This window comes from Clostridium sp. UBA5988 (genome assembly GCF_002435615.1).
Classification (GTDB): Bacteria; Bacillota; Clostridia; order Clostridiales; family Clostridiaceae; genus Clostridium_J; species Clostridium_J sulfidigenes.
Map to the genome: position 1 here is coordinate 13,899 of NZ_DJBA01000022.1, position 24,890 is coordinate 38,788.

Consider the following 24,890-nt stretch of genomic DNA (forward strand, 5'->3'; position numbering starts at 1 on the left):
ATAAAGTCAATACCTTTATTTTAAATCATATATTTATAAGTTTAGGATAAATATATTAGGGGTTAATCAGGGGTAAATATATTATCCTAAAAACATTTCTAAATCTTCATCCACAGTTCCTATGCCTGCAATCCCAAAAGTCTCTACTAATACTTTTGCTACATTTGGTGATAAGAATCCTGGAAGTGTCGGTCCTAGATGAATATTTTTTACTCCTAAATAAAGTAATGCTAGAAGTACTATTACAGCTTTTTGCTCATACCACGCTATGTTATAAGCTATAGGAAGTTCATTCACATCATTTAGTTCAAATATTTCTTTTAATTTTAAAGCTATTACAGCTAATGAGTAAGAATCATTACACTGTCCTGCATCTAAAACCCTTGGAATTCCACCTATATCGCCAAGATTTAATTTATTATAACGATATTTAGCACATCCTGCAGTTAATATTACTGTATCTTTTGGTAATTTTTCTGCAAACTCTGTATAATAATTTCTTGATTTCATTCTTCCATCACAACCAGCCATAACAAAGAACTTCTTAATAGCACCAGATTTAACAGCTTCTACTACCTTATCTGCTAAAGCAAATACTTGTGCATGAGCAAAACCGCCTACAATTTTACCCTTTTCAATTTCTTTAGGTGATGGTAATTTTTTAGCATGTTCTATAATTTCACTAAAGTCTTTAACTTTTCCATCTTCTCTATCTTTAATATATTTAAATCCTGGATATCCAGTAGCACCTGTAGTATAAACTCTATCTGCATAACTTTCCTTTGGTGGTACTATACAATTTGTTGTAAACAGTATTGGCCCATTAAAAGGTTCAAATTCTTCATTTTGTTTCCACCAAGCATTACCATAGTTACCTACAAAATTAGAATATTTCTTAAAGAATGGATAATAGTGAGCTGGTAACATTTCACCATGAGTATAAACATCTACACCTGTATCTTTTGTTTGTTCTAAAAGCTCTTCTAAATCCTTTAAATCATGTCCTGATATCAATATAGCAGGGTTATTTCTAACTCCTATATTTACTTCAGTAATTTCTGGATTTCCATAAGCACCTGTATTGGCAGCATCTAGCATTGCCATAGTATCCACACCAAACTTACCTGTTTCTAAAGTAAGGGCAACTAGTTCATCTGCACTTAATGTATTATCTAATGTAGCTACTAATGCCTTTACCATAAAATCATAAACTTCTTCATTTTCTTTTCCTAAATTTAATGCATGTTCAGCATATGCTGCCATACCTTTTACACCATAAATAATTAATTCTCTAAGAGAACGTACATCTTCGTTTTCAGTAGCTAATATTCCAACTTCAATAGCCTTTGATTTTTCTAAAAGCTCTAAATCACCTTGTACTACAAAAGTAGCAGCATCATGTAATTCTCCTAAATTTATTCCTTTATCCAGTAATTCTTTCTTAACTTCTTCTCTAAGTTCTATAGCTTCCTTTATTTTTTCGACAAATGCAGAATCATCAAAATTAGCATTTGTAATAGTCATAAATAATCCACTTACTATAAAATGATTAGCTTTAGGAAATCTTATACCTTTTTCTAATCCTTTTTGCTGAAAAATAGCAATTCCCTTTAGTGAATAAATCATTAAATCTTGTAAGTTAGCAACCTTCTCTGTCTTTCCACATACACCTCTTATTGTACAGCCTGTACCTTTTGCAGTTTCTTGACATTGATAACAAAACATACCCATTTAAAAACCTCCTTTAAAATTTTGTTTTAATTGGTTTTTTTAATCTATATTAATATAATATGTAATTTCACACTTAATTTCGGTATCTCAGGATACCATTGTTAGATATTTGTAAATTTTATGATTATTTATAGATTTATTAAAAGAGGCTTTCTCAAAATAGATTTTTCTATTTTGAGAAAACCGCTCTTAAATAACTCGTTATCCTAGACATTCTCTTAAACTTTTTAGATCAATAATTCTAAAGGAGCTTCTGTGAAAATCTATAATTCCTTCTTCCTTCATATTTATTAATTCTCTTGAAAGGGAAGGTCTAGATACTAGTATATATTCAGCTAATTCATTTCTCTTTAAAGGTATATCAAAGATAAGACTGTTATTAATACTATATTGCTGAATTAAGTATGTGCTAATTTTTTTTCTTATACTCTTTAATGCAAGAATTTCTACCTTTTCATTTAAGCTAAGAGCCTTTTTAGCTACTATTTGCAACATGTTCTGTATTAGATTTTTATGTCCCTGACACGCTTTATTACATACGCCTACAATCTTATCTGGGTGCAAAAATAGGATAGTACAATCAGTATATGCCTCTACAGTTGAAAGACATCCATCCTTAGAAAAAGCATCTATTTCTCCAAATAAATCTCCTCTTTTTACTCTTGACATCATAACTCTATCACCATCTAAAGTTTCCTTACTAACACTTACTTCACCCTCTAAAACTACTCCTATCCCAATTAATTTATCTTTTTCAATAGTTATTATATCTCTTTTTTTATAGGTTTTTATGCTAGACTTTAAACAACTTAATACACTTTTAAGTTCTTCTTTTTCAATATCCTTAAATAATTCAATGGTCAATAACTGATTAATCCATTTTTCATCCATAAGACTTCACCATTCCTTACTAATCCTTTATTTCTTCATTTTGTAATATAATATCACATAGAACTATAAATTGCTGTAATAAGTGTTACAAGACAAAGATTTTTTTCCTCATTTGCTTAACAGTTTTAAAATATAAGTTTATTAGTTTACCTAAGATTATTTAGCTTGTTAATAGCTAAATTAATCATCTTTTCATGGTCAAAAGCTAATAAGTCTGTATTTTCCATTGAAGGTTTTATATATACTTCTCTGCTTCTACCAATTCCTCTTTTAACACTCTTTTCTAATACTAAATATTCTATTTTTATTTTTATTTCCTCATTATAAAAAATTAGTCTATAGGTATCTTCATCTTGACTAGAGTTTAAAAAATTTTTTTCAACTCTAAACCAAGCCACCTCTGCTGCATCATCTCCAGCCTTAGGTTTTAATTTATCATAATCTACTAATGCAACATATGAAACACTTATAATCCTATCCCGTGGATCTCTTCCTACGTCTCCAAAGGTATATAGTTGCTCTAGATAAACATCATCCACATTGGTTTCTTCTTTCAATTCCCTAAGAGCTGCAGACTCTATATCTTCATCCATGTTCACAAATCCTCCAGGAATTGCCCACTTACCTATACAAGGATGATCTTTCCTCTTCACTAACAATATTTGTAGTTGATTTTTTTCTTCATGCACCTTTTTCTCAGTAAATATTAAAGTATCCACTGTCACTGCAGGCTTCTTATATTTCTCAGGATTATATCTTTCCAAAAATTTTTCCAAGGTTTCGCCTCTAGAATTTACTTTTTCTCTTTGAGTTGTCATAATTTATTTTTAGGCTCATTGCCTAAAAGTCACCTCCTTTAATTGTTCGATTTCATTTACATAACGATACTCTTTTAGCTCCTTACCACTATGAATTTCTCCTAGTATCTTTGCATCATCAATAGTAGCATAGCGGATATTATACATAAATATTCTCCTAACTATTTAAAATTTTTCATAGATAACTATTTAAAATTTCTCCTATTTAACTATTTACCTATGAAACTAGTTAAATAGTTAAATAGGTAAATAGTTAAATAGTTGTTCTATTCATGCGGATTTCAGGAATTTTGCTATATAAAAGTACCTATACTAAAGGTTCATTAATTTTGAAAATAAGCCTTATCTATAATTTTCTTCTTAAAATATGCCAAATATCATTTCCTTGAAATCCACATTTACGATACATCCTTTGCGGGTTTGTCTTATTATCAATTTTTCCTGATACAGTAACAAATTTAGATTTTTCTTTAAGTATCAATAATAAAAAATTTACAAGAGCAACTCCTATTCCATACCCCCTATATTGAGGCAGTACTTGTATCCATTCCAAGGAACCTTCCATAATATCTTCATCACACTCAGCTATACCTAAAGCAATAGGCATTTCTTTTATATTATCCATAAAGTTATCATGCAAAATCATCATTTCATAGTAGTCTTTAATTTTAGGATACATACTATATTCACTACTAAACCAATAGGTATGGAGCATAGATTCATTTTCTATAATAAGATTTACAACTTTACTATTATTAACTTTAATTTCCTTTTCAAAACCAGAAGTCATCTTTATAGCTTTCCATAACGCCGTTGACTGAAATGCGCAGGGATTTTCTAAGTACTTTTCTCTTAAAACAACTTCAAAATTCAAATTTAAAACCTCCCCAGGTAATTTTCACTTTAAACCCACCTTTAAATCATAAATAAAAGCCTTAGCAAACTCTTGTTGCTCCCGATAGATCATTTTTGCTTTTGGCAAATAACAAGTACCCTTGCCAAGTACATTATCTTCTATGTATTTAATAGTTTCTTCTAATGTTTGTCCTCTAACTGATCCTGTTATAAGTGATTTAACAATTAAATATGTTTTTCCACCTTCAATCATGTGTGCATCATGAAGGATTTTTCCTTCTATAGTGATAGCTTCCTCATCCTTTTGTGATTCTCTTGAAGCATTAATAATTTTCTTTATCATACTCCGAGACATATTCTGTGACTGTAACCATTGAATTATATTTTTTTCACTATTATATATAAAGCCATGAAAGTATGCACCATATATTAAAATATCAATATCAATATCAACTTTATAATCAATGCTCTTCACTAATCTTTCAACATATTTGAGAATTCTTTCAATATGTGATAAGTCATGCATTATATCTTTATTTTTATAATAAGGAGTAACAAACTCTATTAACTTTTCTTTACTTATCATTTCATTCTGTATATTTTGATCATTCACCTTTAAGTACCTCTCTTTACCATAAAATATCTATTTAAATTATATATCATAACAAAATATATTGTTACAATATTCTTTATTTTACATAAATTAATTTGCACATTTAAGGCTATTTAAGGCTATTATGATTTTTATATAACATAATTAAAAAAGTACCCTATATTATTTTTTAAATAGTATAGGATACTTTTATTTTAAAAGGTAATTACCTAATGTATTCTGTTACAAGATCCGTAAAGAGTATCCCATCTAAATGATCAATCTCATGACAGAAACATTTTGCTAAGTCACCTGTACCGGTATAAGTGACCTCCTCACCATTCTCATCTAAGGCTTGCACTATAACCTTCCCTGGTCTTTTTAGTTTTCCCCAATTATATATTATTTGTTATAAATTCTCCATTATCACTATTTAATTTTCCAAACCTTATTTATAAAAGTTCCAACTTCCTTCCAAGCCGCTTTACTTTCCGGAATTAAATCTCCTGCCATTTGAAACACATGAAACATACCTTCATAAACAGACAATTTAACTTTAACCTTTTGATTTCTTGCTCTTTCTGCCACAGTGAGGGTATCACTTAAAAGAACTTCATGGGTTCCCACTTGCATAAGCATTGGTGGAAATCCTGTAAAATCTCCATAAACTGGTGATATATATGGGTTATGAGGATTATTATCTCCTATATATGATGAATCATATAGCATATTGTTTGTAGTCTTGCCAAAAAGAGGATCAATCTCATAATTTTCTATATAACTTGTACCACTATGAGTCAAATCATTCCAAGGTGACATAACTACAATTCCTGCCGGAAGAGAAATTTCATTATCCCTTAGGTAAAGACACAGTGCTAATGCAAGTCCTCCTCCAGCAGAATCTCCTACTACCATGATTTTCTTTGATTCATAATTTTTTTCTTCTATAAGCCATTGATAAGCAGCTATTGCATCTTCTAATGCTGCCGGAAATGGATTCTCTGGAGCTACTCTATAATCAATAGTTAAAACTTCTGTACTTTTACCTAGTTCTGAATAATTTACTGCAAATCTTCTATACACATTTTTCATGGGACCAATGTAGCCTCCACCATGAAGTTGCAGAATTACTTTTCCGTTAGATTTTTCTTCTGGCTTTAAGTATTCCATAACAAAATTATCTAACTCTATTTTTTCATATAAATATCCATTAGGACACTTCCAAGGTGGTTCTACAGGATGCTTTCTAAATTTCCCTGTTTGAATTGGTTCCCCCAAGGAAGTATCTGTAATATTATTGATTAATTCTCTAACTAAATTTCCACGAATACTAATCTTTTTCTCTTTCATCTTCTCTCTCCTAGGTATTAAATCTGCGAATTAATTCATTTTTTACGCTTCTATCCCCAAAAACTATGGTACCAATTAAAATAAGAATTGAAATTCCACTAGTTAAAATAGCTAAAAACGGTCTATCTATTAATTTTACCCAAAATAGTATCAAAGGGATAAAGCTAAAAATAGTAATAGCAATTTGATACATAAAATAACTTTGCCAATTCATGGGATTAACTATCATAAGAAGCACAATTGCTAAGTTAGCAAATAGTATCATTGCAGGGACTGCATAGTTCATAGACCATCCAATGTATCCTGTAACATTATCAATGACTACAACTAGTATTCCAGCTCCTATGGTTTGAACTAATATTTTAGAGGCCAAATTAGCATTATTCATAATGGAATAGGTAACTGTAACTCCAAAATATATAATTCCAACCACCGCAATTAAAGACCATATAACTCCTGAGTAGGTAATATAATTAATAAAACCTAAAACTACAGAAACTACAGTTAATATAAACAAAAAAATTCTTTTTATTTTGTTATATTTACCTATATCAAACTCAACATTAGGATACATTCTTGTGGATTCTTCATTCATTTCATCATACTCTAATACTCTCCTGCATAGAGGGCAAGTATGTGTTTCATCCAATATGTTTACTCCACATCTTCTACACCTTTTCATTTAATACACCATTACTTTCTATTGTTACACCAATTCCTTCTTTAGTTAAAGCTCTAAAGAAAGCTCTTTGCAAATATGTATCTCCTAACACTGAGGAAAAAGTCACTACCACTTTATCTTTATAAGAGCATACTCCACACTTCATTTTTTGTTTTTTAGATACACCTATAATAAAATGAAAGTTCTCTATGTACTCCTCAAATTCTGGGAGAACTTTTATATATCCTAAGTTAGATAGAGTCATAGTATTTCCCCTACTTATTCTTCCGTAAACTAACTGTAATGCAATATACTTAAGGACTAGTGGAGCAAATCTAACTAAAGGTTTTTTCTCGTTAGATACATTATAAGAAATAGTTTCTTCTAGCTTCTCTTTAGTTATATTTTCATCCATCTGTTTATTTACCATAAAAAGAATATCCTCAAAACTATGCTCTTTTCCATTAGATAAAAATTCTATGGCTGTTACAGCAAAGAAGTTCATAGTAGTTGTAGAATCAAAGAAAGATCTAAGATTAATAGGTAAATTAATTGATATAGGGTCTTCATTTTTTTGCTTATTTAAGTATTCCTCATAAATACACCATATCAATAACGCCAATAAGTATCTAGTTATACTTACTCCTTTTTCTTTACATTTTGATTTAAGTCCTGCTAGATCAACATAACCATGAATAACACTTACTGTATCTAGATATAGTACTTCTCCCTTTAACTGATAAGCCTTTTTAGTACTATAGGGTTTCTTAGCTAACCTCTTATAATTTTTTAAATAACTATCCTCAGTATCAAGTATACATTCACTACTGGGTCTCCTTGTAACTTTTTTAGAGGAATCCTTGATTTTAAGTAGTTCTACATAGTGATAAGTAAGTTCCTTTAAAAAGTTAATAGCACCCATTCCATCTGTAATAGCATGAAAAACCTCTAAGTTAATTCTTTTTTCATAGTAAGATACACGAAATAAAAATTGCTGATTACTACGTGGGTCTATATACTTACATGGGTAAGTAGCTTCTTTTTCTACTATGGGCATTTTTTTATTAGTTTCAAAGTAATACCAAAAAAAACCTCTTCTAAGCCTTACGTTAAATCCATCAAACCATGGAAGTACCTCTTCTAATGCTTGCTGTAAAATTTCTGGTACTACATCTCCCTTCAAAGTGACAGACACTCTAAATACATTACTTAAGTTTTCATTAGCAATGACAGGAAATATTTTTGCTGTATTATCTAATCGTCTCCACTTTGTTTGATGACTTTTTTTATTCATTTATCTTCACTCTTTCTTAACTATTGTTAATATAATAATTCCTAATTACTAATTATTATACCAAATTTAATCTATACTTTCATTAGCTTGCATCTAGCTAGTAACTTTTAAAACATTTTTATATAAAATTAACATAAAATTTAATCTAAATATATAATTAAAATTCTAATCTGCCTTTGTATTCTAGCCATATTAGTGAAAAAATATTAAAAGGTATAGAATAAAAATTCTATACCTTTTAATCAGCTTTTATACCTACAGCTCGTCCTATAGTTCCACCTAACTTTTCCCATACATAATTATGATCCTTATCTGCCTGAGAGAAATCTCCTTTTTCCCATCTATTTAAAATGTCTAACAGTTTTTCTCTATCCTCATAATCTATCTTTTCTACAATACTTTTTAAATTTTGAATTTCTTCTTTTTCCATGGGTAATTCTCCCCAAATTTTATTATTCTCTGCAATTATCTTAGTATTAGCCATTCTATGCATTATATCATAAACATCTGCTTCTGGATAATAATCTGCTGGCTTCAATTCCTTAGAATCTTCTTTTGATATCTCTTCATTAATTGATTTTATTTCCTGTTGATTTTCTTTAGCTGTTAACTTTCCTGACTTTCTATCCATTAGATAATTTACCCCAAATACAGCAGCTATTATTACAAGAATTACTATAATAAAAATGATAACTGACTTTTTTCTAAAAAAACCCTTCATACACTTACCCCCTTTTATCTTATATGTAAATAATTGTATCAATAACTCCATATACTTTTCAATAATTTTATAAAAAAAGCCTTATTTCTAAGGCTTAACTACTCTTATAATACCATAATAAATTAACTTTCCATCCTCCAAACTACAGTCACTCTATCTTCTACATCTATATCATCAGGCTGTAAATCAATGTTTGGAGCTCCGCCTGTAGAAATTAGATTCTTATTTATGCTATAAATATCCCTATATAATTGAATATCACTCCCACTATAATCTATACTTAGTACCTTTCCTAATCTTACCCCTGCAGCCTCTGCCGTTACTTTAGCCTTTGATCTTGCATCCTCTACAGCTCTTTCCAAAAGTAAATCCTTAACTTCTGTATCATCTTTAACCTTATACCTTATAGAAAACTCAGGTGTTGCTTTGCAACCTGCAAGAGCATTAAGGACTCTAGTTAACATCATGGCATTTTGCTCAAATTCTATTCTTAAGTTATTGGTAACTTCATATCCTACAAAAACTCTCCTATAATTTCCATTTGCATCAGAAATATTTTCATACTTAGTGTCCACTCTAAAATTAGTAGTCTTTATATCTTTTTTATCAAAACCTGCACTCCTTAAGCATAACCTCAATTCATCCAAGTCTGTACTAGCAGCATTCATAGCTTCTTCATAGGTAGGTTTTAACGTAGTTAATATCATATTAATTTCTATTGTATCTGGTGGTATTGATGCTTTACCCTTTCCTTTCACACTTATAACTCTTTCTTCCATAATACCCCTCCTAATTTAATAAATTTGTATAGTATAAATTTATTAAATTAGGATTTAAATATTACTAATAGCTATTATAAAATAAATAACATGCCACAGAGAACTATTATCTGTAGCATTTTATTTAAACATTAGTATATTATACTTCCATAATTATTGGGAATATAGTTGGTCGTCTTTTAGTTTCATCATATAAGAATCTCTCTATGGATCTTTTTACATTAGTTTTTAATACATACCATTCTATTTGATTATTTGCTAAAGAATTTTCAATTTCTTCTCTTGCTATATCTCTAATTTTATTGATCATATCTTCTGCTTCCTTGGCATAAACAAAACCTCTAGTTATAATATCTGGTCCTGCTAATATACTATAACTTTCCTTCTCTATAGTTACAACCACAACAACCATACCATCTTGACCTAAATACCTTCTATCTCTTAGTACTATGTTGCCTACATCACCTACTCCTATACCATCTACAAGTACCCTTCCAGTATGAACCCTACCAGATATTCTTGCTTCATCCTCAGAAAGCTGAAGTATATCTCCAGTATTCATTATAAATATATTCTTATCTTTCATACCTAAACTTTTAGCCAGATCTTTGTGATGTTTTAAATGCCTATATTCTCCATGAACAGGCATAAAATACTTTGGATGAACTAATGAATGTATTAATTTTAACTCTTCTTGACAAGCATGCCCAGATACATGGATATCTTCTAAAGCTTCATAGATAACATCTGCGCCTTTTCTATAAAGTTCATTGATAACTTTAGATATAAGCTTATCATTCCCAGGTATAGGAGATGCTGATATAATAAAAAGATCATCAGGCTCTAATTGAATCTTTCTATGATTTGAAAATGCTATTCTCGCAAGGCCTGCCATAGGCTCTCCTTGGCTACCTGTAGTTATTATAGTTACTTCTTCATTTCTGTAATTTCTTATGTCATCTACATTTATCATAGTTCCTTCTGGAATATGTAAATAACCTAACTCCATAGCTACAGTAGATATATTTTCCATACTTCTACCGCTAAAGGCAATTTTTCTTTTGTACTTAACTGAAGCATCAGCTATTTGTTGCATTCTATGTATATTGGAGGCAAAGGTTGCAACTATCACTCTTCCAGTAGCTGTAGAAAAAATTCTATTTAAGGTCTGTCCTATAGACTTTTCTGATAAACTATGACCTTGTCTTTCTACATTAGTACTATCTGCCATTAAAAGTAATACCCCTTCTTTTCCCAATTCAGATATTCTTTCTAAATCCATAACTAAACCATCTATAGGTGTATAATCAATTTTAAAATCTCCAGTATGGACTATGTTCCCAATAGGAGTGTGGATAGCTAAGGAACAAGAATCAGCTATACTATGGGTATTTCTTATGAATTCAACTTTAATATCTTCAAATTCTATAGTTTCTCCGGCCTCCACAGTTTTAAGGGTATATTCATTTTCTAAAAAATGTTCCTTTAGTTTATTACCTAATATACCTAAGGTTAATCTAGTTCCGTACACCGGTACATTTAGTTGTTTTAAAATATAAGGTAATGAACCAATGTGATCTTCATGTCCATGGGTAAGAATAAAAGCTTTTACTCTTTCTTTATTATCCATTAAATAAGTTATATCAGGTATGATTAAGTCAACCCCATACATTTCTTCATCTGGAAATGCTATTCCACAATCTATAACTACAATGTCTTTATCATATTCAATAGCAGTAATATTTTTACCGATTTCACCTAATCCACCCAGAGGTATTACTTTAACACATTTTTTCCCTTCCATAAAATCCCTTCCTTTTACATTAATTAATATACATTTATTATGTGTTATAGTATGGATTTAAATACTTTTATTAATTTAATTATTTTTTATAGTAAACAAAGAGACTATCCCAACTTTGAGATAGCCCTTATACTTTTTTATAGATTTAAAATACTATGTTTATTTTTTCTTCTTTAACTCATTCTTATTCTTAACTTTCTTGTCACCCTTCTTATCCTTGCCAGTATTCTTAGCTGCCTTTTTATCTTCCTTACCCCTACCTCTAGACATATCTTCCTCCTAAATTAATAATTTATATAGTAAAATATATTAATCTTCACAGAGAAATATACTGAATTTACTACTACAAGAAATAAAAACTAGTAAAATTAAAGCTAATTAAAATATCCCTCATTGCAGCTTTATTATCTGCAATAAGGGATATTTATTAATTTTATGGGAAAATGTATATTTATTTTTAAAAATTTATCTGTTATTATTTATAGAACTCTTGAGTTGCATAAACTCTATTACCAGCTTTATATACACCTACACCTATACTTTCAAAATTAGTTGATAGTATATTTTTTCTATGACCTTCTGAATTCATCCAGTTAGTCATAAATTGATTAGCTAATGCAGTTGGGTCAGATACTCCCCCTATATATGCTATATTTTCTCCCCAAGCTCTATATGAAACTCCATCAGCCTTCATTTTAGTTGTTATAAGATTTCCACTTAAGTCTTGGTGACTAAAATAATTTTTATCTCCCATATCTTGAGATTTAATTCTAGCATATTTTTCCATAGTTTTATTATAAGTTAAAGGCGCAACTCCAGCTTTAGCTCTCTCTTCGTTTACTTTATTGAATATAGCTTGTTCAACTTGAGCCATAAACTTCTCATTAACAACTGGTGCCTCTGGTACTACTGGTGTTTCAGGCACAACTGGTGCTTCAGTAACAGGAGTTTTAGTTGACGTATCCTGTCCTGTTGTTGGCTGTGTCGTGGTCTCAGTAGTTGGTTCTGTTGTTGGTTGTTCCACTACAGGCTCCTTTACTTGGTCTTTAGAAGGTATACTTGGTACACTTGTGAAATTATTCTGATTTATTATCATCTTTTTCATAGCTTCAAAGTCAGTTAAAAAGTTTCCATTTATAAATTTAGTATAATCTACATTGCCATATTGATAGTTACTTATAGTTCTATAACTCACAGTTTTCACTTGACTTCTAGTTCTTACAGCTGCTTCAGCTTGTACTCCACCTACGAATGTACTTCCTACTAATAATAATGTTAATATTGATAATGTTCTCGATTTCATTTCCATTCCTCCTATATTGGGACTTAATAACTTGTCCACTTTTCTAGTAGTTAATGTACTTTTACGTCTAACCACCTTGTCCTATAGTTATAACATATAAATTTAAATTTTATAATGGTTGATAATTTCTAATGAATGATACATTATCCTTCAAAGGTAAACACTCTCCATAATGGATTTATTAACCAAACTAAAAATAAGAATATTACTGGATTTCAGGATTTTTGTAAAAATATCCATAGATAAAATTACTAAAAATAATTTTATGAAATCTATGAATATCTAAATGCTTTTCATTGTAATTTTCCACATTTTTTAAATATTTTTGAAGAATTAATAATAAAAAGGCGGTATTTATACCGCCTTAATTATACTAAATCATTAATTATTATATTCATTAATCTCAGTTGCCCACTGTTCATCAATAACTTGAAAACCCCTGTATACCTTTTCCTCTATATTATTTAAGTATTTATCTCTTATAAAATTATATATTTTCATATCTATATTGTACAATGGTGTTTCTCCTTTTTCATCTTTAAGTATAAAAAACATACTATCTTTAATAATATCATAATCAAAATATATCTTTTTAGTACAAAAATCCAAATTAGTGTCTACTAAATTAGTAGTATAATATAATTTATATATTTCCATAACTCTATCATCTAAATTACAGTCTAAAATTTTAATTTTTTCTATTAAATCATTGTTACTAGTTACAATTCTAAGTTTATAATTATTACCAAATTGAGGCAAGATTTCATCTGATAATGCTTCTAGCTCTTTAGCTAATTCATTGTTATCGCTACTATAATTTGTTAATAAATATATCATCTCTTTTTTATTCATATCATGATACAAACAATCATATTCAAAGGTTGATACATGTCCACACATAGGACATTTAAATTTAAAAAAGTCATTATCTAATACTTTCTCTTTTATTCTTTCATCTATAGTTACATTAATACTATTCCATAACTTAATGTTGCTTTTTATCAAACAATTTGGACAGGTTACTTCCACATTCCTCTTTAAAGCCATAAGTATCCCCCTCTTTTTATTAATAACCTTAGAAAAAGTCTTATATCTATATTGTATATTTTATCACATTACGTTGTAAATGTAACTGCATTATTTTCTAAATATTAAAACTTTTATCTCCAATTTTATTCTTTTTTTATAAATACAACAGAAAAAGCTACATCTTATATAGACATAGCTTTCAACTCCACTTAAGCTGGTAGTCATGGATTAAATATTCTTCATCTCCTTAATCCAATTTACTAGCATTAACTCCATTTCTGCATCCCCTTTAACTGGATACTTCTCAGATAACTTTATGGCCTCTTCATAATAATCTAATGCTTTTTTATTATTATTATTATAGAAAATTTCATAAGCCATCATTATTCTCTTTTTTCCTATCATAAATTTAGAAGCTTTTATATATTTTTTAAGATTTTTATCATATATGCTATCAATAAACTCCTTATTACAATCACCTATGAGTTCTAAAAACATTTTTTCGCAATTTATTTCATTTCTATACAATGGGATTATCTTATTAATCCATGGTGTAAAATCTTCAATACACCTTCTTGCCCTTGTAAAATCCATATTATCCAAATACCAATTGTACTCCATAAGTTTAAGTGAAGAATTAAGTGGATTCACTAAGTTACTTCCTTCATTTAACTTAAATTCTTCCAATTCCATATCTTTAATTCGCATTCCTTGTGATTGTAATCCATTAACCCTAAGTTGTAAATAAAACCCTCTTCTTGCATCTTCATCTTTCAACATAGATATAACATTATATCCATCATTAGAAATTCCTCCAACCTTTAAAGGAATTATGTTAGTAAGGGCTGCGAATATACCTGCTCCACTAATTAATATTAGTATTGTTGAAATCAAAACAGGAATTCCTTCTATTAAAACAACTAGTAATATACCAGCTCCTGCTACTATTAGATTCATTATTCCTCCGCCATAGTTATACATTATGAAGGGATACCTTCCATCCTTTATTTCTGGAGGCATCATAAGACACTGACCTGCTGTGCCTGGTATACCAAACTTTTTATAGCTTATTTTATCTTTGTCTTTAATTATAGTTAAAGATCCTATCCTAAAGGATACAAAAGAATATCCTGACATAAATCCAAATAAAAGATGTCCTGCTTCATGAATAATAATATGAATTATATACCCTAAGAAAAATATTAGTATAAGTCCATAGTATTTAAGTAATTCCCAAAAAAAATTATCACTTTTGATATAGGTATCCATAAAATTTTTAAAATAACTTGCAGATAAAAACCCTATACCAGCTCCAATAGCTCCACAAACTACTAAAAACGTAAGCCCAGATAAAAAGGTGCTTTTCTTTTTATTTGCCTTTTTAGTTATTTCTTTTTTTTCATTAATCATTAAAAACCTCCGTTTTATTAACATTTAATATGAATACAAACTTGTATTCATATTAAATTATATATTATCTTTTCTATATATACTATGATTTATATAGATAACATATAGTACATATGTTTCTTTTAAAGTATATAATGCACTTTTGTAAATGGTTCTATTGAAAATTAATAAATATTATTTATAGGCAATTTAGGCATAATTCTTTGTTATTTTTATATAAATATATTAGATGTATGTGTGGAGGTTATTTATGGCTAAAAAAACTAAACTCCTACTACTCCTATGTATATTAATTATTATAGTGCTACTCAACAAATGTTCAACCACTGATGGCAACTACAAAACTAGTAAAGCTAAGGAACACTCTTCAAAGAGTTCTATAGAAATGACCTATAAAAGCTTTAAGGGTTATAAATACAAAACTCTTAAGTTAGACATGGATGACCAGTTAACTCTTAATATAAAGGTTGAAAATGAAGGTGGAAACTTGGCTATATTGCTAATTGATGAGGATGACAACACATTATATAAAATTGAAAACATAGATAATTCTTTAATTCAAACTATAGTCATACCTCATGATGGGAAATACAAAATACAGGTTGAAGGAGATCATAGCGGGAGTTTTAAAATAAGTTGGGATGTAGATTAAATTTCACATTCCGACTTTTTTTATTTTATTTAAACGATCCTACAACAACATAACATTTAATAGGTATTCTCTTAAGCTATTTTATTGAAATTAGAATTATAAACTTTACTGCTCTAATGAAAATACCTTAATCTATATCCATTCATAGCAGTATCACCTAGCTTTTCTACTAACTTATAATTAGCTACAGCTCCTACTGCTCCTCCTATAACTGGTACAAGCTGAAAAAACTTAGCTAAATCTATATAATCCCTATACTCCTGTTGAAAGATCCTCCAATCAAAGTTTTCTTTATCCAAAGGCAACTTATCTGAATATGATTTCCAATTATTTAATATGTGAAATACTTCTATTCTTCTTTTATCACTACAGAAAGCAATTTGAAATATGTAAAGAAGGTGTAATCTCTCTCTATAATCTTTTGTGTCATAACCGTATATACTAGCAATCTCATATAACAGCTTAATTTTTATACTTAACAAAATAGGAAAATCAGCTAACCCTACAAAAAAACCACCAAATCCTGTGCTAGCTCCACTTACTGTTGCTATCTTTCTATATAATTGAATCTTTTCCTTTACTAACATTTCTCTTTCTATTATTGGCATATATGTTATAGGTTCCAATGTAGTATATTCAGACCCTAAAATAACTACTTTAACCATATTTTTTATAACTTCTGTAACCATAACATGAAATTTTTCTGGAATAAATCCGTTCATTTTATCTTGTATATTTTTAGAAAGCTTATTTCCAATAGTAGGTTTCCTCATCATTTCTCTTTTCCACTCCATTAGCTCTCCATATATTATATCTTCGTACATATCCATCTCATCACCTTATTTCTTAAATATATACTTTATTTTATCACACTTCATATATTTTTAACCAATTGTAAAAGAGCAGATTACTCTGCTCTTATTTACGATTTCTTTGATTAGCACAACAATCTACTATGCTATCTACTAAGTTCTGAGACATACATAAAATTGTACACATTAACTGACGATTTGAGCACATCATGTAATTTAGCATTTGACTATTAATACATCTATAGTATTGAGAGTTTGTATATACATTTTGACAATAAAGAAGTATTAATATTAATATTAGTAGTCTATCTTCCTTTCTTTGACATCTAACTTCCTTGGCATCAACAACTCCACCTACTCCACCGTCAGTGGAATCACAATCACAATCACAATCGCACTCATAATTGCAATCATATTTACAATCATAGTTGCAATTATCATTGCAATCACATTTATCCTTACAATTATAGTTATCTTTACAATTGTTCATTTAATAACTCCATAATTCTTGCTATATTTTATGTTATGTATGATGCTTCAAATAAGTCACACTATATTACAAAAAATAAATTTTATTTTGTTGACCACGAACAAATGTTCTGATATAATTTTTATATGGATTATTTATTTTATTGTAGAAGGTGAGTTTAAATGGAGATTAGTGAAAAGCTTAGGATATTAAGTGGAGCAGCAAAATATGATGTATCATGCTCCTCATCAGGTTCTAATCGTCGAGGAATCAAAGGTGCTTTAGGTTCTTCTGCTCCTAGTGGTATATGTCACTCCTTTACTCCAGATGGAAGATGTATATCTCTTTTAAAAATTTTATTAACTAATTACTGCATATACGATTGTGCCTATTGTATTAATAGGCGGACTAATGATGTAGAAAGAGCTGCTTTTACCGTAGATGAAGTGATAAACTTAACTATGAACTTTTATAGAAGAAACTATATTGAAGGATTATTTTTAAGCTCGGCAGTAATTAAAAATCCTAATTACACTATGGAACTGTTAACATCAGTTGTAAAAAAGCTAAGAAATAATTTTAACTTTCGTGGATATATTCATCTTAAAGCTATTCCAGGAGCTGATGAAGATCTAATAAAAGAAGCTGGCCAATATGTAGATAGAATGAGCGTTAATATTGAGCTTCCTTCTAATAATTCCCTAAAACTTCTAGCCCCTGAAAAAAATAAACAGGATATATTTACTCCTATGAAATCCATAAAAAATAATATAATTATAAGTAATGGAGAGAGAAAATTATCTAAAAAAGCTACTTTATTTGTACCTGGTGGGCAAAGCACTCAATTAATTGTAGGCGCAACCAAAGAAGATGATTTAGACATTTTGAATCTTACAGAAAATCTCTATGGCAACTTCTTACTAAAAAGAGTCTATTATTCAGCCTACATTCCAGTAAATAATGGTAAAAATTTGCCCAATTTTAAAACCCCACCTACCCTTAGAGAACATAGACTTTATCAAGGAGATTGGTTACTACGGGTATATGGTTTTAAAGCTGAAGAACTTCTTAATAAACAAAATCCAAATTTTGATATAAATTTTGATCCTAAAACTAATTGGGCTCTAAATAATCTTCATATCTTTCCTTTAGAAATTAATACAGCTTCCTATGAACTATTAATTCGAATACCTGGTATAGGTATTCGAGGAGCTAAAAAGATAATTAGTGCTCGAAGAATTGGTTTTCTCACCTTTCAGGATTTAAAAAAATTAGGAGTTGTTTTAAAACGAGCTCAATACTTTATAGTATGTAAGGGTAAGTATTACGGTTCTGTGGATTTAGATGAAGAAAAAGTAAGATCTGTGCTAAAACCTAAAATTGACTTAAACTATATTGAAAATGAAAGGTATGAACAATTAAGCTTTCTTGGCTTTAACTATAATAACAGTTCTATACCAATTTTAGATAAGGAATATAATAAACTTATATTATCCTCATCCTCCCAAGATGATATAAACTCCTTAGATAAAACTTTACTGCTAGAGGATAGAGGTTCCTATATAACTGGAGAACTATAAATATAATAAAGTTATAGGTGGTGTTGCAACATGAAAGAATTTTTATACGATGGTTCCTTTGAGGGACTTTTAACTACAATTTTCTATGCCTATAGTTATAAAGAGGAAGTGAAAATTACCAAGTCTTCCTCATATGTTCCTAGCTTAATTACAACAACAGAAGAAATAACTACTGAAGAAGACAAATTTAATAGAGTATATTCTAGTATAAAAGATAACCTTAGTTACTTAACACTTAAAAATGTATACTATTTGTATTTAAGTGCTCTCCCCTATTCTGAGGATTTAATATTTAAATACCTTAAACTATGTTACAAATTTGGAGATAGCATTAATTTAGCTAAAAATAATGATATTATCTTAACTGTAGATAAATATTGCAGAAGAGTCTCTTTAGAAGCTCATAGATTTACTGGATTTGTTAGATTTAAAGAAATAGCTCCCTTTACCTTTTATTCAGTTATAGAGCCTGATCATAATATTCTTCCCCTTATTCAGACTCATTTTATAGAAAGATTTTCTGACCAAAATTTTATAATTCATGATATAAAGAGAGAGCTTGCTTTAATATATAATAAAAAAGACGGTATTATCTCATCTTTTTCTAACGCTCAGGGTGAATATCTAGAAGCTTCCTCTCTCAATGATAATTTTGAAAACCTTTGGAGAGAATTCTACAATGCTATAAATATAAAGGAACGAGAAAATCTTAAATTAACACGCAGAAGCATGCCCACCAGATATTGGAATCACTTACCTGAAGTAAAATAAAGTCATATACAAAGTTTCCCCTTTGTATATGACCTTATTTCCATGCAATAGAAACTCTACCTTCCATTACTTTATTTTCTCTAAAAATTTGTATTCTCCTTGAGCATGTACTTGTTCAAGTAAATTATTATATAAGTCTTTTAATTCTTCAGGAGTAGTCATACCTATTTTATCTATTTCATTGGTATGCTCCTTAAAATATAACTTTGTGCTTATATATTTACCATGAATACTGTCTAATACATAAAGTATATTTTTATCATCTAATTCTATTTTCATATTGTCACCCAGTATAGATAAATTTATATAAATTTTCTATACCATTTCCTTTCTATAAATTACTAATTAAAATCTACTTCTATTTAAGTTTATACTGTAATCTAATAATAATGTATATTCTATATAAATACTATTTTTCCTTCAATTTAATTTAAAGTATTAACACTTATAGTATTTTATTCTTTCACCCAATATTTTTTACAATCATTAGATCTGCTTAAAAATCCATATTCAAATAATTCCCTCTTCTAATTTGTTTATCTTCTTATTAGTACTTTCATTTAATAATTCCATCATTGCTAAATATAGCTTTGCCTGCTTTTCTTTTTCTCTTAACTTGTATCGATGATTTCTTATAGTAGAAGTGGCAACTCCTAATCTACTGGCTATTTCTTTATCTGATATACCTTCTGCAAAAAGCTTTAATACTTCCCTCTGTACATCTGTAATCCCAGTAAAAATCCCATTCATATTTAGTAGATATTCCAACATGGAATTATGGGCATTCTGAATGTGAAGCTCTGCTGCTTTCCATGATTCATAAAATTCTTCATCTATTCTATAGACTTTTCCATTTTGGAATGTTTTACCACAAATTAAACATTTAATAGTATCCCCTTCTTGAATATATCCCTTTTTAAGCTCTTCCATGGTTGAATTCCAGAATATTTCATTAGATTTTACTTCTAAAACTCCACTGTTTTTAATATCTTTATTTTCTGTATCCACACTCTTTATATTACTTTTTTTTATATCTATTTTATTATTCATGGGTTTCCTCACTATTTCTCCAATATTCTGATCCATCCTTTTTTCTACATAAAAATTTATAATCTATTAAACTCCTACGCAGCAAAAAATAATCTTCAAAAGTATGCCATTTTTTAATAATATCATTAACTTCCTTCTCGTTATATAAATAGTCATACTTAAACTTAGTAGCTAAATATTTCAGAATCTCAATTTTTACTTCTTTCTTCTTTGGCCATATTTTTATTCTACCTTCATCATCAATAAATCTATCCATCTTTTCCACTATAATACCTCCCTTAATCAAATATTATTCAATCATTCCATAATATAATAATATGATATATTTAAGGTTTTGTCTATGTATTTATAGATATATTATAATTTTGTTTGTATTTATACTTTTATCTTATAGATTAAACAAACTATTATTAGGATTTATTGAAAAATAAACAGGCAGTTATGCTAACTACCTGTTTATATAATACTTTATAAATATAGACCTTATTCTACTACTATGTCTTAATTTAATTTTGAATAATTTTTTCCTTTTCTCTAAACTCTCTAAAAGTAATAATCTCATCAATAAGTAAAATTATTAATAAAATCGTAGAACAAATTGGCCATATTGGATAAATTATTTCATATGCTTGATTTACCACTACCTGTAAATACTTTACTCCAATAAAGCTTAATATAGTCCAAGCTATAGAAAACTCTAAACATATAATTTCCTTAAAATTATACTTAAGTTCAGTATAGTCCCAATAATTTTTGTTAAAATGATTTCTCATTATTATTCCCGTTACATACTCCACAGTAGTTGGAATTATAAAACATAATGGTATTAAATAATAAACATTAATTGTAAAAGTAGATTCTATTACTACTAAAATGCTCATAGCTATGGCATACATAGGTTTAAATGGTCCACTTAGAAAGCCATCCTTTTGAAAGTGACCTCTAATACAATAGCAAAATAAATTCTCAATTATCCACCCTACAAATCCATAGAAAAAGAAATTAAATGTAAAATATAATAAAAAACTTACAATATCCATAAATACTCCTCCTTCGGTAGTATTTTTACCTACATTTATGAATTTATTCTAAGTTTTTCTACATTATTGTTAGAATTTATACTCCTACTTTCCATATCAAATGATTGTATATAAATAGTAACCCCTTTTTATCTTTTTGCATACCATATATTGAGTGTAATTATAAACACTTATTAAATTTATTAGAAATAAGGATGTTGATTAAATGAAATATTCTAGAAATTGTACAAGCTATAAAAATTATGCTAAAGCATATGTAATACCTCAACTATATGAAAATTTATTTTCTATTGAAGAGGCCTTAATTAAAGGTACAATCTTTATGGATCTTTATAGACCATATATACCTTACAAACCTTATAAAAAATATAAAATGAAAGGTGATATGTATGTCTAAGGAAGGATTATTAAACCTTATAAGAAAATATCAATTTTATGCTATAGATCTTAACCTGTATTTAGACAATTTTCCTAATAACAAGTGTGCAACTAATGATTTTAAATATATATCTTCCTATTTGAGCAAATTAATCTATCAATATGAGTATAATTATGGACCTTTAACTAACTTTGGTTCAGCATATATAGAAAATCCAAGGTTATGGGTTTCTACTCCTTGGCCTTGGGAAAAAAAATAATGGGGGATTATAAAATATGTGGTATTATACAAAGACCTTAGAATATCCAATAAATATTAAAAGCTGTGACCTAAGAATGGCTAAATATCTTATTTCACAATACGGTGGACCTGATGGCGAACTAAGTGCAGCACTAAGATATTTAAATCAACGTTATACTATGCCTACAGGAAAATCTAAAGGGTTATTAACAGATATAGGAACTGAAGAAATGGCTCACGTTGAAATGATAGCCACTATGATATATCAACTAATGGAAAATGCTACCCCAGAGCAACTAGAAGCAGCAAACCTTGGTGGTCACTACACAGATCATGGAAAAGCTTTATTTTATACTGATGCTCAAGGTAATCCATGGACCGCTTCTTATATTCAAGCTAAAGGAGATACAATAGCAGATTTACACGAAGACATGGCTGCAGAACAAAAGGCAAGAGCCACTTATGAATGGCTCTTAAATCTTACTGATGATTATAGTATTAGAGATGTATTGCAATTTTTAAGCACAAGGGAAATAGTACACTTCCAACGTTTTGGAGAAGCCTTAGTTGACGTACAAGATAATATGAATAAAAAAATATACTATTAGTTAACACTGATAATATATTTTAAATATAGATATAAGAGAGGTTGTTGAGAACCTCTCTTATTTTTAATATTATTATACATAAATCTATTTTTTAAATATATCTAATAGACTTTTAAAGAAACCTTTTTCCTCTTTAACTTCTTCTTTTACTACTCCCTTGTCTTCATCTCCCTTATTATCTGCCTCTGCTTTAACTTCCTCTGTTCTCATAACAAATTTAACTTTTCCATTCATAGAATTATTCATACCTGAAAAAGCACCATATTCCTTAGAAAGTTTTACAAGTTCATCCTTAGCTTCAACTACCCCTTGTATATCCTTTATAGCAGTATTACCTTTTTCATTTAACTTATCTAAGCCTTCTTCTTTTAATTTAACAACACCCTTATAAAGTTCTGTGTTGCCTTCTTTTAATTGATTTATACCTTTTAATAATTTCCCTGAATTATCATATAGTTCATTACTTCCATTTAATAATGATGAACTTCCAGCTCTTAACTTATTAGTACCATTTACTAAAGAACCAATTCCTTGAGATAGTGCTGTACTTCCATTATACAACTCTGTTGAAGCTCCATTAAGTTTTGCTGAATTTTCCTTTAAAGTGTTAGTACCTTGTAATAAAAGTTGCCCTTTATTTTTAAACTCCTTTGACCCCTTAGATAATCCATTTAATCCTTCTTCAAGGTCACCTGCACCAATAGAAGCACCTCTCATTCCTTGTTGTAGTTTTCCTATGCCATCCTTTTGTCCCTGAGATACAGCTTTAATTCCACCACTTGCCTTTGCAATATTATTTGCTAATTCAGGATTAACCTTTGCAACTGAAGCACCCATTGCATCTAATTGAGCTGCTATTGTATCTAAATTTGCTGTAGAATTATTGAGATTAGTTAAACCTTCATTACCTACAGCTAATCCTTCTTTTAGCTTTGTTGAACCAGTTAAACATGAGTTTATCCCTTTATCTATGGAATTATAGGCTGTAAATAATTTAGAAGCGTTGTCTTCATAAGTTTCTATTCCTTTAGAAAATTGTCCTTGAGCATCCTTTAATTGTGAAAGTCCATTTTGTAGCTTATCAGCTCCAGATTTTAAAGTAGGAGTATTATTAGATAAGCTGTCTATTCCATTACTTAAATCAGCAACTCCATTTTTAAAAGTTCCTACTCCATCATTAAATTTAGCATAGTTGGAACTTAACTGCTCCTGACCATCTACTAGCTTTTTAGAACCTTTTAACAATTCATCCCCACCATTTTGAAGTTGAACAAGGGAATCTTTCAAGCTATCTAAACTATCATCATCACTAATACTTTCTAAATCTAGTGCTTCTGTAGTTGCAACCATCATAATAGCTGGCACACTAAAGTTTGTAGTTGTTCCTTCTATTACTAAAGTATCTTTAATATCTAACATACTTCCTAAATTTAAAGACTCTTTTAATCCTGGTGCAGAAACAAAGGTAATTGAGGAATTATTGCCATCTTGAATAAGCTTACCATTATCCACCTTTACGTCCTTAAATTTATCATTAGATAACATAATTTCTGAAACTGTGACAAAAGGAACATATAAAGTTCTATTTTCTCCATTAATTTTAACTGTTCGTGATTCATTATTTTTTACTGTTAAAGTTATTTTAAAATTACCTGATTGTCCTAAAGCTTCCTTAGGCTCTACTTTTTTTCCATTAATCTCATAGTTTAGACTAACTGATAAAGGTAATTCTCTCTTACTTTCTCCTTCATAATAAAGATCTTTTCCATCTACCTTCCAAGTTAGTTCTTCGCCACTTATAGTTGGAGTTTCTTCACCCTTAACATTTTTTATATTATCTAAATTACACTTGTCCTTAAATTCTCCTAGATTTTCTTCACCATTTATCCAAGTGGATACTATCTTTTGTTCTGGTTTTCCATTACTATCTAAAATTACATATACTGTTTCATCCTTGTTTATTTCTTGTGCCATTGCTACTGTAGAAGTCATCATAGCTGCTACTGTAGCTAACACTATAACTCTCTTAGATAATGCTTTTCTTTTCATTT

The 24,890-nt window shown here is 29.0% G+C and carries 28 protein-coding genes and 2 pseudogenes; 6 read left to right on the plus strand and 24 right to left on the minus strand.

The window, feature by feature from the left end; translation table 11 throughout:
* Positions 1-81 precede the first annotated feature (81 nt).
* From hcp to B3J31_RS04610, 16 genes and pseudogenes are all read right to left on the minus strand, one after another.
* A complete protein-coding gene (hcp, locus tag B3J31_RS04535; RefSeq protein ID WP_346873689.1) occupies positions 82-1,731 on the minus strand; it encodes a hydroxylamine reductase in 1,650 nt (549 codons plus the stop codon).
* 201 nt (positions 1,732-1,932) lie between these two features.
* Entirely contained in the window at positions 1,933-2,622 is a 690-nt protein-coding gene (locus tag B3J31_RS04540; RefSeq protein WP_346868382.1) for a Crp/Fnr family transcriptional regulator, read from the minus strand.
* Between the two features lie 146 nt (positions 2,623-2,768).
* The gene (locus B3J31_RS04545; RefSeq protein ID WP_150843759.1) at positions 2,769-3,440 is read right to left on the minus strand and encodes an NUDIX domain-containing protein; all 672 of its coding nucleotides are present in this window, start codon (positions 3,438-3,440) and stop codon (positions 2,769-2,771) included.
* A gap of 15 nt (positions 3,441-3,455) precedes the next feature.
* On the minus strand, positions 3,456-3,587 hold the full coding sequence (locus B3J31_RS04550; protein WP_346868380.1) for a hypothetical protein: 132 nt from the start codon (positions 3,585-3,587) through the stop codon (positions 3,456-3,458).
* 199 nt (positions 3,588-3,786) lie between these two features.
* A complete protein-coding gene (locus B3J31_RS04555) occupies positions 3,787-4,314 on the minus strand; it encodes a GNAT family N-acetyltransferase (protein ID WP_150843758.1) in 528 nt (175 codons plus the stop codon).
* Between the two features lie 24 nt (positions 4,315-4,338).
* Positions 4,339-4,908, minus strand: a complete 570-nt coding sequence (locus B3J31_RS04560) for a hypothetical protein (protein WP_346868379.1) — start codon at positions 4,906-4,908, stop codon at positions 4,339-4,341.
* A gap of 205 nt (positions 4,909-5,113) precedes the next feature.
* Positions 5,114-5,281: pseudogene (locus B3J31_RS04565) on the minus strand (peptide deformylase); the annotation flags it as partial.
* 35 nt (positions 5,282-5,316) lie between these two features.
* Positions 5,317-6,237, minus strand: a complete 921-nt coding sequence (locus B3J31_RS04570) for an alpha/beta hydrolase (protein ID WP_346868378.1) — start codon at positions 6,235-6,237, stop codon at positions 5,317-5,319.
* Positions 6,238-6,247: 10 nt separating this feature from the next.
* Positions 6,248-6,919 (minus strand): DUF6320 domain-containing protein, encoded by a 672-nt coding sequence (locus tag B3J31_RS04575; protein WP_346868377.1) that lies wholly within the window; start codon positions 6,917-6,919, stop codon positions 6,248-6,250.
* Entirely contained in the window at positions 6,906-8,192 is a 1,287-nt protein-coding gene (locus tag B3J31_RS04580; protein WP_346868376.1) for a hypothetical protein, read from the minus strand. The genes B3J31_RS04575 and B3J31_RS04580 overlap by 14 nt, the downstream gene beginning before the upstream one ends.
* A 238-nt stretch (positions 8,193-8,430) precedes the next feature.
* Positions 8,431-8,913, minus strand: a complete 483-nt coding sequence (locus tag B3J31_RS04585; RefSeq protein WP_150843755.1) for a DUF6241 domain-containing protein — start codon at positions 8,911-8,913, stop codon at positions 8,431-8,433.
* Positions 8,914-9,035: 122 nt separating this feature from the next.
* A complete protein-coding gene (locus B3J31_RS04590; protein WP_346868375.1) occupies positions 9,036-9,692 on the minus strand; it encodes an SIMPL domain-containing protein in 657 nt (218 codons plus the stop codon).
* Positions 9,693-9,831: 139 nt separating this feature from the next.
* Positions 9,832-11,496: a ribonuclease J gene (locus B3J31_RS04595; protein WP_346868374.1), complete on the minus strand. Its 1,665-nt coding sequence runs from the start codon at positions 11,494-11,496 to the stop codon at positions 9,832-9,834.
* A 475-nt stretch (positions 11,497-11,971) separates the two neighbouring features.
* The gene (locus tag B3J31_RS04600; RefSeq protein WP_346868373.1) at positions 11,972-12,799 is read right to left on the minus strand and encodes a CAP domain-containing protein; all 828 of its coding nucleotides are present in this window, start codon (positions 12,797-12,799) and stop codon (positions 11,972-11,974) included.
* 381 nt (positions 12,800-13,180) lie between these two features.
* On the minus strand, positions 13,181-13,846 hold the full coding sequence (locus B3J31_RS04605) for a CpXC domain-containing protein (protein ID WP_346868372.1): 666 nt from the start codon (positions 13,844-13,846) through the stop codon (positions 13,181-13,183).
* 210 nt (positions 13,847-14,056) lie between these two features.
* Complete coding sequence (locus tag B3J31_RS04610; protein WP_346868371.1) at positions 14,057-15,238, minus strand: hypothetical protein; 1,182 nt, start codon at positions 15,236-15,238, stop codon at positions 14,057-14,059.
* Positions 15,239-15,488: 250 nt separating this feature from the next.
* Between B3J31_RS04610 and B3J31_RS04615 the strand changes: the two genes are divergently transcribed.
* Positions 15,489-15,890 (plus strand): hypothetical protein, encoded by a 402-nt coding sequence (locus B3J31_RS04615; protein ID WP_150843750.1) that lies wholly within the window; start codon positions 15,489-15,491, stop codon positions 15,888-15,890.
* A 113-nt stretch (positions 15,891-16,003) separates the two neighbouring features.
* Here B3J31_RS04615 and B3J31_RS04620 read toward each other — a convergent pair whose 3' ends face one another.
* Together B3J31_RS04620 and B3J31_RS04625 are read right to left on the minus strand one after the other, a co-directional pair.
* On the minus strand, positions 16,004-16,720 hold the full coding sequence (locus B3J31_RS04620) for an EcsC family protein (RefSeq protein WP_150843749.1): 717 nt from the start codon (positions 16,718-16,720) through the stop codon (positions 16,004-16,006).
* 88 nt (positions 16,721-16,808) lie between these two features.
* The gene (locus B3J31_RS04625; RefSeq protein WP_150843748.1) at positions 16,809-17,192 is read right to left on the minus strand and encodes a hypothetical protein; all 384 of its coding nucleotides are present in this window, start codon (positions 17,190-17,192) and stop codon (positions 16,809-16,811) included.
* 161 nt (positions 17,193-17,353) lie between these two features.
* On the opposite strand from B3J31_RS04625, the gene B3J31_RS04630 reads away from it, so the two are divergent.
* Both B3J31_RS04630 and B3J31_RS04635 read left to right on the plus strand, forming a co-directional pair.
* A complete protein-coding gene (locus tag B3J31_RS04630; protein WP_150843747.1) occupies positions 17,354-18,751 on the plus strand; it encodes a putative DNA modification/repair radical SAM protein in 1,398 nt (465 codons plus the stop codon).
* Positions 18,752-18,781: 30 nt separating this feature from the next.
* The gene (locus B3J31_RS04635; protein WP_150843746.1) at positions 18,782-19,522 is read left to right on the plus strand and encodes a TIGR03915 family putative DNA repair protein; all 741 of its coding nucleotides are present in this window, start codon (positions 18,782-18,784) and stop codon (positions 19,520-19,522) included.
* Positions 19,523-19,588: 66 nt separating this feature from the next.
* Here the strand turns inward: B3J31_RS04635 and B3J31_RS04640 are convergent, their stop codons facing one another.
* From B3J31_RS04640 to B3J31_RS04655, 5 genes and pseudogenes are all read right to left on the minus strand, one after another.
* Positions 19,589-19,801: a hypothetical protein gene (locus B3J31_RS04640; protein ID WP_150843745.1), complete on the minus strand. Its 213-nt coding sequence runs from the start codon at positions 19,799-19,801 to the stop codon at positions 19,589-19,591.
* Positions 19,802-19,977: 176 nt separating this feature from the next.
* A pseudogene (locus B3J31_RS16975) lies at positions 19,978-20,022 on the minus strand (hypothetical protein); the annotation flags it as partial.
* Between the two features lie 10 nt (positions 20,023-20,032).
* The gene (locus B3J31_RS04645) at positions 20,033-20,572 is read right to left on the minus strand and encodes a helix-turn-helix transcriptional regulator (protein WP_346868370.1); all 540 of its coding nucleotides are present in this window, start codon (positions 20,570-20,572) and stop codon (positions 20,033-20,035) included.
* Positions 20,565-20,828, minus strand: coding sequence for a DUF2087 domain-containing protein (locus B3J31_RS04650; protein ID WP_346868384.1), 264 nt, complete (start codon positions 20,826-20,828; stop codon positions 20,565-20,567). Before B3J31_RS04650 ends, B3J31_RS04645 begins: the two co-directional genes overlap by 8 nt.
* Positions 20,829-21,078: 250 nt before the next feature.
* Complete coding sequence (locus tag B3J31_RS04655) at positions 21,079-21,612, minus strand: putative ABC transporter permease (protein ID WP_346868369.1); 534 nt, start codon at positions 21,610-21,612, stop codon at positions 21,079-21,081.
* Between the two features lie 205 nt (positions 21,613-21,817).
* Here B3J31_RS04655 and B3J31_RS04660 point away from each other — a divergent pair, with 205 nt between their 5' ends.
* Genes B3J31_RS04660 through B3J31_RS04670 form a run of 3 tightly spaced genes read left to right on the plus strand, consistent with a single transcriptional unit; the run spans position 21,818 to position 22,839 of the window.
* Entirely contained in the window at positions 21,818-22,009 is a 192-nt protein-coding gene (locus tag B3J31_RS04660) for a spore coat associated protein CotJA (protein ID WP_150843742.1), read from the plus strand.
* Positions 22,002-22,250: a spore coat protein CotJB gene (locus B3J31_RS04665; protein ID WP_150843741.1), complete on the plus strand. Its 249-nt coding sequence runs from the start codon at positions 22,002-22,004 to the stop codon at positions 22,248-22,250. Before B3J31_RS04660 ends, B3J31_RS04665 begins: the two co-directional genes overlap by 8 nt.
* A gap of 16 nt (positions 22,251-22,266) precedes the next feature.
* Complete coding sequence (locus B3J31_RS04670) at positions 22,267-22,839, plus strand: manganese catalase family protein (protein ID WP_346868368.1); 573 nt, start codon at positions 22,267-22,269, stop codon at positions 22,837-22,839.
* Between the two features lie 84 nt (positions 22,840-22,923).
* On the opposite strand, the gene B3J31_RS04675 is transcribed toward B3J31_RS04670, so the two are convergent.
* Entirely contained in the window at positions 22,924-24,888 is a 1,965-nt protein-coding gene (locus B3J31_RS04675; RefSeq protein ID WP_346868367.1) for a hypothetical protein, read from the minus strand.
* Positions 24,889-24,890 lie beyond the last annotated feature (2 nt).

Bases quoted from the DNA above. Each gene is read 5' to 3' on its own strand.
- B3J31_RS04580 (WP_346868376.1), bottom strand. From the start codon at position 8,192: ATGAATAAAAAAAGTCATCAAACAAAGTGGAGACGATTAGATAATACA.
- B3J31_RS04660 (WP_150843742.1), top strand. From the start codon at position 21,818: ATGAAATATTCTAGAAATTGTACAAGCTATAAAAATTATGCTAAAGCA.
- B3J31_RS04590 (WP_346868375.1), bottom strand. From the start codon at position 9,692: ATGGAAGAAAGAGTTATAAGTGTGAAAGGAAAGGGTAAAGCATCAATA.
- B3J31_RS04625 (WP_150843748.1), bottom strand. From the start codon at position 17,192: ATGAACAATTGTAAAGATAACTATAATTGTAAGGATAAATGTGATTGC.
- B3J31_RS04630 (WP_150843747.1), top strand. From the start codon at position 17,354: ATGGAGATTAGTGAAAAGCTTAGGATATTAAGTGGAGCAGCAAAATAT.
- B3J31_RS04540 (WP_346868382.1), bottom strand. From the start codon at position 2,622: ATGGATGAAAAATGGATTAATCAGTTATTGACCATTGAATTATTTAAG.
- B3J31_RS04595 (WP_346868374.1), bottom strand. From the start codon at position 11,496: ATGGAAGGGAAAAAATGTGTTAAAGTAATACCTCTGGGTGGATTAGGT.
- B3J31_RS04645 (WP_346868370.1), bottom strand. From the start codon at position 20,572: ATGAATAATAAAATAGATATAAAAAAAAGTAATATAAAGAGTGTGGAT.
- B3J31_RS04605 (WP_346868372.1), bottom strand. From the start codon at position 13,846: ATGGCTTTAAAGAGGAATGTGGAAGTAACCTGTCCAAATTGTTTGATA.
- B3J31_RS04665 (WP_150843741.1), top strand. From the start codon at position 22,002: ATGTCTAAGGAAGGATTATTAAACCTTATAAGAAAATATCAATTTTAT.
- B3J31_RS04575 (WP_346868377.1), bottom strand. From the start codon at position 6,919: ATGAAAAGGTGTAGAAGATGTGGAGTAAACATATTGGATGAAACACAT.
- B3J31_RS04610 (WP_346868371.1), bottom strand. From the start codon at position 15,238: ATGATTAATGAAAAAAAAGAAATAACTAAAAAGGCAAATAAAAAGAAA.
- B3J31_RS04640 (WP_150843745.1), bottom strand. From the start codon at position 19,801: ATGAAAATAGAATTAGATGATAAAAATATACTTTATGTATTAGACAGT.
- B3J31_RS04655 (WP_346868369.1), bottom strand. From the start codon at position 21,612: ATGGATATTGTAAGTTTTTTATTATATTTTACATTTAATTTCTTTTTC.
- B3J31_RS04570 (WP_346868378.1), bottom strand. From the start codon at position 6,237: ATGAAAGAGAAAAAGATTAGTATTCGTGGAAATTTAGTTAGAGAATTA.
- B3J31_RS04545 (WP_150843759.1), bottom strand. From the start codon at position 3,440: ATGACAACTCAAAGAGAAAAAGTAAATTCTAGAGGCGAAACCTTGGAA.
- B3J31_RS04620 (WP_150843749.1), bottom strand. From the start codon at position 16,720: ATGGATATGTACGAAGATATAATATATGGAGAGCTAATGGAGTGGAAA.
- B3J31_RS04675 (WP_346868367.1), bottom strand. From the start codon at position 24,888: ATGAAAAGAAAAGCATTATCTAAGAGAGTTATAGTGTTAGCTACAGTA.
- hcp (WP_346873689.1), bottom strand. From the start codon at position 1,731: ATGGGTATGTTTTGTTATCAATGTCAAGAAACTGCAAAAGGTACAGGC.
- B3J31_RS04670 (WP_346868368.1), top strand. From the start codon at position 22,267: ATGTGGTATTATACAAAGACCTTAGAATATCCAATAAATATTAAAAGC.
- B3J31_RS04615 (WP_150843750.1), top strand. From the start codon at position 15,489: ATGGCTAAAAAAACTAAACTCCTACTACTCCTATGTATATTAATTATT.
- B3J31_RS04635 (WP_150843746.1), top strand. From the start codon at position 18,782: ATGAAAGAATTTTTATACGATGGTTCCTTTGAGGGACTTTTAACTACA.
- B3J31_RS04600 (WP_346868373.1), bottom strand. From the start codon at position 12,799: ATGAAATCGAGAACATTATCAATATTAACATTATTATTAGTAGGAAGT.
- B3J31_RS04585 (WP_150843755.1), bottom strand. From the start codon at position 8,913: ATGAAGGGTTTTTTTAGAAAAAAGTCAGTTATCATTTTTATTATAGTA.
- B3J31_RS04650 (WP_346868384.1), bottom strand. From the start codon at position 20,828: ATGGATAGATTTATTGATGATGAAGGTAGAATAAAAATATGGCCAAAG.
- B3J31_RS04550 (WP_346868380.1), bottom strand. From the start codon at position 3,587: ATGTATAATATCCGCTATGCTACTATTGATGATGCAAAGATACTAGGA.